Here is an 11916-nt window from a genome sequence, read left to right as displayed (position 1 = left end):
AGATTTAGAAGGAATCCTGTTACAGCCTGTTCAGAAATCATCTGATCACCTCTCAAAGTCCCTCTCCCTTTCTGGGAGCCAGATTTAGAAGGAATCCTGTTACAGCCTGTTCAGAAATCATCTGATCACCTCTCAAAGTCCCTCTCCCTTTCTGGGAGAGGGATTTAGGGTGAGGGCAATGTATTAAGCGACTGGTGAACAAGCTGTATCCAACCAAGGGGTTGAAATTCCTGCCCGGCAGTTTTTAGGCTAAACCCCACCCAGAATAGATAGTATATACACCCTTTTTACTAATTTAACTGAACGCGCCTGATGATGGCTGCCAAGTACCCCACCCTCAACCTAGTAGCGTGGGGTAACAACCCCCAAGAACTAACGCTTTTGATACCAGCGTGTTTCAACTGTCTGGTTAGGCGTAAATTCCGACACTTCCCGCCCTATTTGAAACTCCGCCGACGGCAAAAGGTTTAGACAAGCATTAACAGTGCCGTCATGGAATGTCTCGCATTCAGGAAAAGTCCATTCTCTCTTTCAGGCAGTTAAATCATCTTTGATATATCCACAATTATAACATATTTTATAATTCGGAAATCATCCACCCCTCCAGCCAATTAACAGCAGTAGCGTTAACAGTTCCCATCTACCCTAATCTGTTGGGCAAATTGGCGATTGTTTACCAGGAATTTGATTGGCAAGTATTCGCCACTAATAGCTTGGTTTTTGCACCTTAGTTATCGACTAATTTTAGGCTGGGAATCTCATCGTTTATTCGCGACTTTTTCCTTGATTTTAGCTACCATAATCCTGCCTTTTCGGCGATTATTACAGCCTGGGAATTTTCGACTTAGCCTCCTTTGTCTAATTCTCAAGCGTCTTAATCAACTGTTTCCGGCTTGGAGGTAATGGCAAAAATTTTTCACCCAAAGTCCGCGCCGATTTTCCCCCCATTTAAAGGAGCTACAGCCTGTTCAGAAATCATCTGATCACCTGTCAAAGTCCCTCTTCCTCTCTGGGAGCCAGATTTAGGGTGAGGGTAATGTATTAAGCGACTGGTGAACAAGCTGTAATGGGATTTATAATTCCGTAACCATACCGCCTATTGACCCGATGGTGTTTGAGTGACTGTAACGCTTTGGATTTACCCTTCAATTTCTCCATGAGTGACCATTTGAATCCGGGTCATTTTCCGCAATTCAGCTCGCCGTTTTCAGTGATTGAGAAATCTTGAGGAACCCTAAAAGACTGTTGATGTCAGCCTTAATGGGGGAAATTTACTCATACTTTCCAAACATCTAACCTCAGCCGTTTATACATCTTTTAAAGTTGGCGCGAACGGTGGGAAATTAACTTCTGGGAACCATTCATATTGCCTCCTTGGTTTTGACATCGGTAGTTAAGCGCAAAACATGGTTATAGACCAACCGAGAATCACCAAAACATTGGGCGAAAAATGCTTTTTGTGGTGGATTCGGATAGAGCCGAAAACGGTATGCCTTATTACCCATGTCTGATACCTGTACCTCCTCCAACCCATCATAGCATAGCCTATCTATTTGGATTCAAAAAGTTAAGTTAAGTTTTGTCGTCCGAACTGACGTTAATATATTGGTCTGGCATTAATTCTCGTAACCATAGCGCATTCTCCCCGACATTTTCGATAAGTTTCTGATCTAGTTGATGGAGTCTGGCTAAAGCGATCGATATTCAGACCGGGGAAAATGCGACTTTGAATAGTAACCAGGACAAAAAGAAATCCAGAATAAAGATAGCCAGCAGGGACGTGACTACAGCAGTTGTAGTTGATTGTCCGACTCCTTTAGCGCCTCCCGTCGTGGTCAGACCCCAACTGGTTCCAATCACAGCGATCGCCCACCCAAAGACCAAGGACTTAATTTCCGCGCTAATCAAATCCCACAATCCCATTAAATCTCGAATCGAATCGAGGAACAGCACCGATGGTATATTGTAAAAACTCGTAGCTATGAGTAACCCACCTGCTAACCCCGTAATCAGACAAATGATGGTCAGTAGGGGAAGCATGAGAGAACAAGCCAGGACACGGGGAATCACCAGATAGTCCACCGGGTCAGTTTTCATAATATACAGCGCATCAATTTGTTCTGTAACTCGCATAGTTCCCAATTCAGCCGCAAAAGCCGAACAGACCCTTCCCGCAATAATCACAGAAGTGAGAACCGGGGTAAGTTCACGGCTGAGAGACAAAGCCAGAATTCCTCCCACCAAGTGACCTGCGCCCAGGGTAATAAATTCCTGTGCCACTTGAATAGTGAACACCATACCCACGAAACTAGCCGTCAGCAGCGCGATAAATAACGATTCTGGACCAACGATCGCCATTTGTTCTAGGGTATTGCGGCGGTGAATTTTCCCCTGTAGGATGTGCAGCAGAACCTGTCCCCCCAAAAACAGCGAGGCGATAAAGCGTTGAGTCCAAATACCAAGGCTAGAACGGGTTTTAGTAGGATTCAAGGAACTGACTATGGTTGCAGTAGCAAATTGTATACCTGGTGGCTAGTAGCCGTAGTCCGATGATATCATTATATCAAACTTCCTATCATTTCCGCATCCGCCCGTCCCCCGTTGGTGGTTGCCAAGCTGAATTTTAGCTCCAATTTAGTCTAGGATTAAGTGGAAATTGTTATTTTCGAGTTGGGGAAATTAGGATAAATGGCGGATATTGTAGATATAGCAGTGAGTGCCGGGTGTTTCACCACCTTGGTGGCAGCGGTACAGGCAGCGGGATTAGTGGAAACCCTGAAAACTCCCGGTCCTTTTACGGTTTTTGCGCCCCATGATGATGCTTTTGCGAAACTCCCCCCCGGAACTGTTCAGACCTTAGTGCAGAACCCACCCCAGTTAGCGAGGATTTTAACATATCATGTGGCTGCTGGCAAGTTCCTGAAGGCAGACCTAGAAAAACTGGATTATTTAACTTCGGTGGAAGGTGCGCCTATTTCTCTGAATTTTACCGAGGGATTTGAGGTGAAAAATGCCACAGTTATCAACCCCGATATTGAAGCAGACAATGGGGTGATTCATGTGATTGATACAGTCATTTTAATGGGGTGATATTCCCAGTTATCAATACCGGAAAAATCCCCGCCCACCCCCCAGGTTTAAGTAGACAATCAAGGCAGTTGTAGTCAGTGCATTCGTGGCAGGATAACCATGGATTTAAATAGGTTTATTAGTTTGAATAGTCGGCTATTGGGGGGAACCGCTTTGTTGGGGTTGGGTGCTATTGTCACCGGAGGATTAAGCGGCCCTGTTTTAGCCCTGGGGACTAATGTTACCTATGGCTTAATTGCTAACAACCTAGGCACATTAATAGACCGATTACGCAGCCAGAGTAGCGATGTTCTGCGGAATGAAGATATCGCCAAAGCCGCAGGACGCACGGTAGCCAAAGCCTTGACCGAAAAAATCAGCCCCAAGTATCCCGATATTCGGAAGTCCTTAGATAAATTTGGGGACAATATCGAGGGTTATTGGGTGGAATGGGCCGAACAAGCCCAAACCCTGAACCTGTTTGAAACCCTCCAAGAACAGCAATTATATCAGATTTTCTGCCAACCACCGGAGCAGTTTACCGAGTATCAGGTTCTACCCGAACCGGAATGGCGGGAGGTCGTCACCTGGTTATTCCAACAGGGATGCGAGAAGGGGGTTTTGGGGGATACCCCGGAGAGTTATCAAGATGTCATCACCGACTTGGCGGCGGAATTAGCCGTTAACTTCAATAAACACCTGCGCCAAGTCCTGAAAGACGATGCCAACAACGGCGGGAAAGCCTTTGTGGGGATGTTATTTGACCTGCATGGGGCGACCTTGGCACAAATTGCCGAAATTCGGGAGGTTTTACCCCAACTCGCCACCCGTCAGGATATGCGCCGGATATTAGCCGCCATTTCCCAATTACAAAACCCGAACCCCCCCGCACCCGCCACCCCTTGGCACGGTTTAGGGGCTGTGGATACGGTTCCCCAACCTCCCCCTCATTTTCTCCCCCGTCCTGAAGATATTGCGGCTTTAAAAGAACGACTTTTGACCCCCAACCATCAAACCCTAGTGATGACGGGACAGGTGCAGAAAGTCGGGTTACAGGGGATGGGAGGACTAGGGAAAACGGTGTTAGCGGCAGCCTTAGCACGGGATAACGAGGTGCGGCGAGAGTTTCCCGATGGGATTATCTGGCTGACGGTGGGGACTAACCCCAAGCCTATGGCATTGTATGAAACCATCGCCGAAGCCTTGGGGGAAACCAGTGCCTATAAGGAAGGGGAACCCCAGTGGAATGCCTATCTCTCCGATTTGTTGCGGGGGAAACGCTGTTTATTGGTTCTCGATGATGTGTGGTCACAACGGGAAGCCGAGCGATTTGTGGAGGTGTTGGGGCCGGACTGTCGCCTGTTGCTGACGACGCGGGATGCCCGGTTAATTGCGGGGTTGGGGGCTAATGGCTATGAGTTGGGGATGCTGGATGATACCCAAGCGCGACAATTATTAGCCAATTGGGCGAGAGTCCATGTGGAAATGTTACCCCCAGAAGCGGAGGCGGTGCGGAAACATTGCGGGAATTTGCCCTTAGCCTTGACCTTGGCTGGGGCGCAAATTGGCATGGGCAACAGTTGGGCGGATTTGCTGACGGCGTTGGATACGGCGGATTTGCACTATCTCGACCCTTCCGAGGGCAGTATCTATAAAGTCCTCAAAACCAGTGTGGAGCAGTTAGCCGCACCCTTGCGACAGGCGTATTTAGACTTAGGGATTGTGGCAGCGGATGTGCAAGTGTCGGAGGCGGCGTTAGTCAAGTTGTGGGGACGGCGGGGGGATATGCCGGACTATCGGTTGCGGCAGTGGTTGACGGAGTTGGCGCAACGGGGGTTAGTGTTTGTGTCGGGGGAGTCGCCCTCGCGGTGGATGTCCTTGCATGACGTGCCGCAGAAGTATTTACGGGAACAGGTGCAGAATCCGGCGACGTTGCATCGAGACTGGTTGCGGAGTTATGGCGGCGGCCAGTTTCCCTGGACGGGGGCGGAGGTGGCGGCAGAGGTTTATCTGTATCGGCAGGGGCTTTATCATTTCCGAGAAGCGGGGGAAATAGCAGCGTTTCGGCGGTTGTTATGGGATTTTGATTGGTTACAAGGGAAGTTAGAGGCAACGGATAGTCGGGCGTTGTTGGCAGATTTTGAGGCGGTGACGGTTGGGGAGAGTCGGGACAGTGGGCTGAAGCGGCTGGAAGGGGCGTTGCGGTTATCGGCTCATGTGTTGGAGAAGGATAGCAGTCAGTTGGCGGGGCAGTTATTGGGGCGGTTGTTGTGATTTTCTCACTGATGTTAAGATAATCATGCAAACAACAGAATTAAGGTGATTTTAAATGACTCAAGTAATTTCAGAAGATGCTATAAAAAGGCGAGAACAGTGGATTCAAAAAATCAAAAATCTGAGCGGAAGATTTGGGGTCAATGTGGAAAGCGTAGAAAACGAATTGAAAAGAGAAATAAAACAATTTGGCTCAGATGTATTGATTGATCATTTGCGACTTTGTGGCAATATTCCCGAAGAATATAAGCATGACTCCAGTGAAGAGAAATTATACTCAAAGTACACGGACAGCCTTTTATCTTTTACATATAACGAAATGGGGCTGACCAGTATTGTTTTAACGGAAAAGTCCAATTCAGCAGACGTTGAAGCAGTTGCGAAAAACTATAGCTTCGTTGCGGACGCTAAAGTCTTTAGACTCAGTAGAACAGCTAAAAATCAAAAGGACTTCAAAATTCAAGCACTGGATAATTGGAAAAGAGGTAAACCCTATGCAATGGTAGTTGCCCCAATTTATCAATTGCCAACTCGAAAAAGTCAAATTTATGAGCAAGCATCAAGTAGAAATGTTTGTATTGTAACTTATTCACATTTGTCCCTATTTGTTAACTATGCAAGAAGAGAAGGTAAATCTAAAGCAGAGGAGTTACTCAACCAAATTTTTACTACAATTCCTGCATTAAATCCTTCTACAAGTGCGGTTGATTATTGGTTGGCTGTAAACAAGACAATTTTGAGTTTTTCAAGTATCATTGATGAGCTTTGGAAATTGGAGAAAGAAGCAGCTACTGAATCGACAAGGATTGCCAAAAATGAAGGAATCAGATTTTTGGCTTCTGAGCGGGAAAAAATCATGAGAATGAACCGTGAAGAAGCTGTGATGGAACTGATTAAAGTTAGCAAAATAGATAGTAAAATTAACAAAATTCAGTCTATTAGTGATAGTAATTTATTTGCAATCAAATAAGGTGAATTAATCATGGTTGATGTTAATCAGATTATTAAAGGAAATTGTATCGAAGTGATGAAGTCCTTTGATGAAAATTCAATTGACTTAACTATCACCTCCCCTCCTTACGATAATTTAAGAAAATACAAAGGATATACTTTTCCTTTTGAAGAAATAGCACGGCAATTGTATCGTGTGACCAAGCCAGGTGGTATTGTTGTTTGGATAGTTGGCGATGCCACTATCAAAGGAAGTGAAACTGGTACAAGTTTTAAGCAAGCTCTTTATTTTAAAGAAGAAATTGGCTTTAATCTTCATGACACAATGATTTTTCAAAAATCTAATCCCATACCACAGATTTATAGGAAAAGATATAATAACATTTTTGAGTATATGTTTGTTTTCAGCAAGGGAAATGTCAAAACCCATAATCCCATAAAAATTGATTGCTTACACGCAGGACTTGAACTCCATGGAACTACTTATAAAAATTATTCTAGAGGCAAGCAAAAGCGGGGGAAAATGGCCCACCCGGTCAAAAATCAAAAGATAAAAGGTAATATTTGGGAATATGTTGTTGGCAAAAAATCAGAAGATCAAGAAGCAAAAGATCATCCGGCTCCCTTCCCTTGTGCCCTGGCTTGTGACCATATTAAATCCTGGACAAATCCAGGAGAAATAGTGCTTGATCCAATGTGTGGAAGCGGGACTACTTGTAGATCTGCATTTCAACTTGGAAGGCAATATATCGGGATTGAAATTAGTCATGAATATTGTGAATTGGCAAGAAAACGGATTCAAAAAATTGAAGCGCAGCCCAGATTACCCATATTGGATTTAGAATAATAAAGCACATGAAAATATATTGAATTGTTCGGTTTTTTCGTTATCCAAGAATACCACCCTGAAACTATGGTATTTGGCGACGGGGACGGAACTGGCTACCCTCACCGGGCATAGTCGCGGGGTAAATGCAGTAGCGATCGCCCCCGACGGGAAACGAGCGGTCTCGGCATCTTCGGATAACACCCTGAAACTGTGGGATTTGGAGAGGGGGAGGGAACTGGCTACCCTCAGAGGGCATAGTTGGTCGGTAAATGCAGTAGCGATCGCCCCCGACGGGTTCCGAGCGGTCTCGGCATCCATGGATAAAACCCTGAAACTGTGGGATTTGGAGAGGGCGACGGAACTGGCCACCCTCAGAGGGCATAGTTGGTCGGTAAATGCAGTAGCGATCGCCCCCGACGGGAAACGAGCCGTCTCTGCATCGGATGATAAAACCCTGAAACTGTGGGATTTGGAGACGGGGGAAGTGTTAGCCACCTTTACCGGGGATGCTGATATGCTTTCCTGTGCCGTTGCACCGGATGGGGTGACGGTGGTGGCGGGGGATAGTGGGGGTCGGATGTATTTTCTGCGGTTGGAGGGGTTGAGCGGTTAATATCACTGTGGACTATCTAATTTTGTTAGAATTACCGAAATATATCAACTGATTCACTCATGGAAATTGCCAAAGTCTCCGAAACAGGACAGATTATCATTCCACCAGAAATGCGGAAACTCTATAGCTTGGAGGTGGGGACAGAAATCATCTTGACCGATACAGGAAACGGGATTTTAATTCAGCCCAAACCGCCTTTTCCTCCTACTACTTTAAATGAAGTAGCGGGGTGTTTGAAGTATAACGGTTCACCCAAAACCTTAGAGGATATGGAATCTGCTATTAGCCAAGGCATTCAGGAGCAATGGCATGATTGCAGTTGATACCAATATTGTAGTTCGGCTTCTAGCCTTGTAAAATGCTATTCAAAACATCAAACTATGCTAGACATAACCCTAAACTGGAAACCAGACCCCCAAACCTTGACCCAACTGGTACAGGTCGCCATCCAAGAACAGAAAAGTTTAGAAACTCTCCTCGATGAGGCGATCGCTCAGTATCTACAAGCAAATTTAACCCCTAACCCCCTTTCCCCATCCCCCACTCCCCCCGACCCCTTTCTCACAGGTCTCTATGACGGTAGTGCCGAACTTTCTACCGAAGCAGAAGCCATCCTCACCGCAGAAATTCAATCCGCTTCGGGTTTATCATGGAAAAAATAGGGGCGATCGCTGATACTGGATTTGTAGTTGCCTTGCTCAATCGCAAAGATCGCCAGCACGTTGCTGTTGCCACAATTTATCAACAGCACCCAACCATTGCCCTTCCCCAACCTGCACTAACCGAAATTGCTTATTTATTGGGGCGAGATGCGGGAATTCCTACCGTAGTTCAATTTTTGCGTTCCCTCGACAACAGCCGATTTAAAGTCATTTCAGGGAAAGAGAGTCAACCCTATAATGGAGAAGCACATTTTCTGGAGAGGACTCTATGTTACTCAGCGAACTGTTACCTACCGTTAATCAGTTATCTCATCAAGATAAACTTCGACTGATCCACTTTCTCCTCTTGGCAGTCGCTAAGGAGGAAGGGTGTAGCCTAGAACTAACCGGAGAAGTTGACTCAGCGAATGAGTTGCTCCAGCAGCTTGCATCGACTGAGGCAGTGGTATGGTCGCCGCAAACAGATAGCGCATCTGTTCAGGCTTTGTCGGATCTTCTGGTGGCTGCAAAGGAAGGTAGCATCTAATGCTTGATGGACAACGATATTCATTCACTGAACGCATTGATAGTTTTGGGCGATCTGCCATCATGCCCTATTTACCCTTGACGCTCACGTTAGGCGATCGCTCTGTGGACGTGACTGCGTTGCTAGATACAGGCGCAAGTGTCAATGTTTTGCCCTACGAAATCGGTTTACAACTAGGAGCAATCTGGGAAAATCAGACGGTTTCAATCCCCTTAAGCGGTAATTTGGGTCGGAGCGATTCACGAGGTTTGGTTGTATCTGGTGCGATCGCTCAGTTTCCTCCCGTGCTACTTGCATTTGCTTGGACTGAATCGAGAGATATACCCGTTATTCTTGGACAAATGAACTTCTTTGCCGAGTTCAACGTATGTTTTTATCGACACGAGTCGGCTTTTGAAGTTTGCCCGAAGGATAGATGAAATCAATCAACTTATTCGTGAGGGATTTGTGGTAGTTGCCGACTTAACCTATTCCGAAAAACAACAAGCAAAATTTGTGGCAAAATAGATTGCTTGATAGGCAAAAACTCAAAATATGCCAGCAACAAAGTACCTGTTACAGCAATCAATTAATTGAGACCCTTGCAGAAACTTACGGAAGGTAAACTATGACTCAACAAGTTCCCGAACCCAATGCCGAGTTACTATCCGCCGATGATGTTCATCAAGATGTGATGACCCTAACAACGGCATTAGAACAGCGCCATGCTGAACGCCAAGCCTATCAGATTTTATCCCGACCCGATATCCGTAATTTACGCTCATCGCATCCTAGCCGGGGGAATTTGTAGTACAGAAGAGGAAGCCAGAGAACGCGCCCTGAGCATTTTAATCGCTGAAGGTTGAGAAAGCGAGTTTCAAATAGCCATTAGAGACAAACCATGAAAATTAAAGCAATCATTTGGCACGAAAAAGATGTTTGGTGCGGTTCAGTCCCCGCCCTTCCCGGTTGCCACACCTGGGCATCCAGTGAGGAAGAATTGTTAGTTATGCTCGCAGATGCTGTTCAGGGTGGGCTCGAAGTTGCCAGCAAAGAACCAGAAATCACCCCAGAAAAAACTGATTGAATTGTCTTTATGAAGTCCATTAGGGTTAGGGATAATTGAGAGATTTGAGGGTTGATGGTAGCTCCTCAATTCTAGCAAATCTGCATCAAGGGCGATCGCACCGGGTGAAATGGCGATCGCACTACGGGAAGCGATGGGAGGACAGAATAACGGGGTAGAAGCAGTAGCGATCGCCCTGGACGGTAAATTTGCTATTTCCAGTTCATGGGATAACACTTTAAAAGTATGGAACTTAGAGACAGGTACAGAAGTAGCTATGTTTCTTGGAGAAGCGGAGATGAGTTCCTGCGCCATTGCACCGGATGGGGTGACGGTGGTGGCGGGGGATGAAGGGGGGCGCGTGTATTTTCTGCGGTTGGAGGGGTTGAGGGGTTGAGAAATGGGGTTGCTTAACCCGATTGGGGTGAGGCGGCAAAGGTTAGGGCAGCCACCGGGTTTCTTTCCCTGCATCCGAATCACCAACCCGACCGCTATAATGGCAAAAAGAAACCTCTGGAAAACAGGATGCCAATCACCTTAAACAAAGGACAAGAAAAATTATCACCCAGTAGGGGCGAAAAATTTTTCGCCCCCAAACCCATCAATTCCATAACCTGATTTCTCAATTAATCTGTATTGAAGTGAGCCACCATGAGTTTATCCCTTACGCCAGAAACTGAACAACGCATTGCCCATACCCTCAATCAGGGACAATACCGTTCCGCTGATGAAGTGATATTAGCCGCCTTAGAACTCCTAGAGAAACGAGAACAATATTTAGCCGAACTCCGCCAGCAAATCGAAATCGGGTCAAGCCAAATTCAACAAGGAAAAGTTACCGATGGAGAACTGGTGTTTAGTCGTCTGCTCAACGGTTTACAGCAACAGATAGAGGATTCCTAATGGGGACTTATTCATTCTCTGATGCTGCTCTAGCTGACTTGGAGACCATTTCTGTATCCCTATCGGAAATAAACCCAGACTTAGCTATTAGATTTTTTGAAAAAGTCCGGGATAAATGCCGTCAGTTTGCTCAATTTCCCAATATGGGCAAAAACTACAGTCACATCAAGACAAATCTCCGAGGTTTGATTGTGGAAAATCACATCATATTTTACTTCCCTCGACCTGACGGTATCGATATTGTTCGCATCATTAATGGTTATCGAGACCTAGAATCATTGAATATCTGAAAATCTACAACCGGGTTTCTCCGATTAGCTTGGAGAAAAACCGGCAACTCCCAGCCACCCGGGTTCTGGGCTGTGGTGGTCGGTTGGCGATCGCCCTGTTGGGGTTGGGGATGGCGGATAAAGGTTTCATCGTCAATACAGCCATAGTATTGCGCCAGGGAATTATCCTCGTTTCCAGAGGTGCTTTCTACTGTGGGTGTTGCTTGTGGAAAAGGCGGCGGAGTTGGCTGTAAAGATTCTACCAAGAGTTTGAGCAATACCCAGCGATCGCCTGGAGGTAAATCTAAGACTTGTTTTGGCAATTGTTGGAAGGTCATTAGGGTTAGCGATAATTGAGAGATTTGATGGTTGATGGTAGCTACTCAATTCTAGCAACTCTGCATCAAGGGCGATCGCACCGGGTGAAATGGCGATCGCACCACGGGAAGTCATGGGAGGACATAGTAACGGGGTAGAAGCAGTAGCGATCGCCCCCGACGGGTTCCTAGCGGTCTCGGCATCCTGGGATAACACCCTGAAACTCTTGGATTTGGAGACGGGGGAAGTGTTAGCCACCTTTATCGGGGAAAGTGGTGCGATGAAGTCCTGTGCGATCGCACCGGATGGGGTGACGGTGGTGGCGGGGGATGGGTCGGGGCGGGTGTATTTGCTGCGGTTGGAGGGGTTGAGGGGTTAATATCACTGTGGACTATCTAATTTTGTTAGAATTACCGAAATATATCAACTGATTCACTCATGGAAATTGCCAAAGTCT

The 11916-nt window shown here is 46.3% G+C and carries 18 protein-coding genes; 15 read left to right on the top strand and 3 right to left on the bottom strand.

Annotation, left to right across the window (positions count from 1 at the left end):
* Nucleotides 1-1361 precede the first annotated feature (1361 nt).
* Together ACTIE0_RS14380 and ACTIE0_RS14375 are read right to left on the bottom strand one after the other, a co-directional pair.
* Complete coding sequence (locus tag ACTIE0_RS14380; RefSeq protein WP_081587645.1) at nucleotides 1362-1505, bottom strand: helix-turn-helix domain-containing protein; 144 nt, start codon at nucleotides 1503-1505, stop codon at nucleotides 1362-1364.
* 199 nt (nucleotides 1506-1704) lie between these two features.
* Complete coding sequence (locus ACTIE0_RS14375) at nucleotides 1705-2490, bottom strand: MlaE family lipid ABC transporter permease subunit (protein ID WP_006669885.1); 786 nt, start codon at nucleotides 2488-2490, stop codon at nucleotides 1705-1707.
* Between the two features lie 198 nt (nucleotides 2491-2688).
* Here ACTIE0_RS14375 and ACTIE0_RS14370 point away from each other — a divergent pair, with 198 nt between their 5' ends.
* The 14 genes from ACTIE0_RS14370 to ACTIE0_RS14305 all read left to right on the top strand — a co-directional run bounded on the left by ACTIE0_RS14370 (nucleotide 2689) and on the right by ACTIE0_RS14305 (nucleotide 11162).
* The gene (locus ACTIE0_RS14370) at nucleotides 2689-3090 is read left to right on the top strand and encodes a fasciclin domain-containing protein (RefSeq protein ID WP_006621124.1); all 402 of its coding nucleotides are present in this window, start codon (nucleotides 2689-2691) and stop codon (nucleotides 3088-3090) included.
* 99 nt (nucleotides 3091-3189) lie between these two features.
* Nucleotides 3190-5343, top strand: coding sequence for an NB-ARC domain-containing protein (locus ACTIE0_RS14365; RefSeq protein ID WP_439516924.1), 2154 nt, complete (start codon nucleotides 3190-3192; stop codon nucleotides 5341-5343).
* 55 nt (nucleotides 5344-5398) lie between these two features.
* The gene (locus ACTIE0_RS14360) at nucleotides 5399-6313 is read left to right on the top strand and encodes a HindIII family type II restriction endonuclease (protein WP_006621132.1); all 915 of its coding nucleotides are present in this window, start codon (nucleotides 5399-5401) and stop codon (nucleotides 6311-6313) included.
* A gap of 12 nt (nucleotides 6314-6325) precedes the next feature.
* Complete coding sequence (locus tag ACTIE0_RS14355) at nucleotides 6326-7141, top strand: DNA-methyltransferase (RefSeq protein ID WP_006621133.1); 816 nt, start codon at nucleotides 6326-6328, stop codon at nucleotides 7139-7141.
* 19 nt (nucleotides 7142-7160) lie between these two features.
* On the top strand, nucleotides 7161-7736 hold the full coding sequence (locus ACTIE0_RS14350) for a WD40 repeat domain-containing protein (protein ID WP_006669894.1): 576 nt from the start codon (nucleotides 7161-7163) through the stop codon (nucleotides 7734-7736).
* 59 nt (nucleotides 7737-7795) lie between these two features.
* Complete coding sequence (locus ACTIE0_RS14345) at nucleotides 7796-8059, top strand: AbrB/MazE/SpoVT family DNA-binding domain-containing protein (RefSeq protein ID WP_006669895.1); 264 nt, start codon at nucleotides 7796-7798, stop codon at nucleotides 8057-8059.
* Nucleotides 8060-8116: 57 nt separating this feature from the next.
* The gene (locus tag ACTIE0_RS14340; RefSeq protein ID WP_006621136.1) at nucleotides 8117-8398 is read left to right on the top strand and encodes a hypothetical protein; all 282 of its coding nucleotides are present in this window, start codon (nucleotides 8117-8119) and stop codon (nucleotides 8396-8398) included.
* On the top strand, nucleotides 8386-8730 hold the full coding sequence (locus ACTIE0_RS14335; RefSeq protein WP_039933410.1) for a PIN domain-containing protein: 345 nt from the start codon (nucleotides 8386-8388) through the stop codon (nucleotides 8728-8730). Before ACTIE0_RS14340 ends, ACTIE0_RS14335 begins: the two co-directional genes overlap by 13 nt.
* Nucleotides 8731-8923: 193 nt before the next feature.
* Nucleotides 8924-9343 carry a pepsin/retropepsin-like aspartic protease family protein gene (locus ACTIE0_RS14330; RefSeq protein WP_006621139.1) on the top strand — a complete coding sequence of 140 codons (420 nt, stop codon included), beginning with the start codon at nucleotides 8924-8926 and terminating at the stop codon, nucleotides 9341-9343.
* 188 nt (nucleotides 9344-9531) lie between these two features.
* Nucleotides 9532-9714: a hypothetical protein gene (locus ACTIE0_RS14325; protein ID WP_315645050.1), complete on the top strand. Its 183-nt coding sequence runs from the start codon at nucleotides 9532-9534 to the stop codon at nucleotides 9712-9714.
* 90 nt (nucleotides 9715-9804) lie between these two features.
* Nucleotides 9805-9990, top strand: a complete 186-nt coding sequence (locus ACTIE0_RS14320; protein ID WP_368663451.1) for a type II toxin-antitoxin system HicB family antitoxin — start codon at nucleotides 9805-9807, stop codon at nucleotides 9988-9990.
* Between the two features lie 109 nt (nucleotides 9991-10099).
* Nucleotides 10100-10366, top strand: coding sequence for a WD40 repeat domain-containing protein (locus ACTIE0_RS14315; protein ID WP_006621153.1), 267 nt, complete (start codon nucleotides 10100-10102; stop codon nucleotides 10364-10366).
* 254 nt (nucleotides 10367-10620) lie between these two features.
* Nucleotides 10621-10872 carry a ribbon-helix-helix domain-containing protein gene (locus tag ACTIE0_RS14310; RefSeq protein ID WP_006621155.1) on the top strand — a complete coding sequence of 84 codons (252 nt, stop codon included), beginning with the start codon at nucleotides 10621-10623 and terminating at the stop codon, nucleotides 10870-10872.
* Nucleotides 10872-11162 (top strand): type II toxin-antitoxin system RelE/ParE family toxin, encoded by a 291-nt coding sequence (locus ACTIE0_RS14305; protein ID WP_006621156.1) that lies wholly within the window; start codon nucleotides 10872-10874, stop codon nucleotides 11160-11162. The genes ACTIE0_RS14310 and ACTIE0_RS14305 overlap by 1 nt, the downstream gene beginning before the upstream one ends.
* Here ACTIE0_RS14305 and ACTIE0_RS14300 read toward each other — a convergent pair.
* Entirely contained in the window at nucleotides 11132-11479 is a 348-nt protein-coding gene (locus tag ACTIE0_RS14300; RefSeq protein ID WP_006621157.1) for a hypothetical protein, read from the bottom strand. The genes ACTIE0_RS14305 and ACTIE0_RS14300 overlap by 31 nt on opposite strands.
* An 89-nt stretch (nucleotides 11480-11568) precedes the next feature.
* On the opposite strand from ACTIE0_RS14300, the gene ACTIE0_RS14295 reads away from it, so the two are divergent.
* The gene (locus ACTIE0_RS14295; protein WP_006621159.1) at nucleotides 11569-11838 is read left to right on the top strand and encodes a WD40 repeat domain-containing protein; all 270 of its coding nucleotides are present in this window, start codon (nucleotides 11569-11571) and stop codon (nucleotides 11836-11838) included.
* The last annotated feature ends 78 nt before the right edge of the window (nucleotides 11839-11916 follow it).

It is taken from the genome of Limnospira sp., from assembly GCF_051859755.1.
GTDB lineage: Bacteria > Cyanobacteriota > Cyanobacteriia > Cyanobacteriales > Microcoleaceae > Limnospira > Limnospira fusiformis.
Note: the sequence above shows the minus strand (reverse complement) of the source record. Positions and strands in the feature narration are given on the sequence as shown.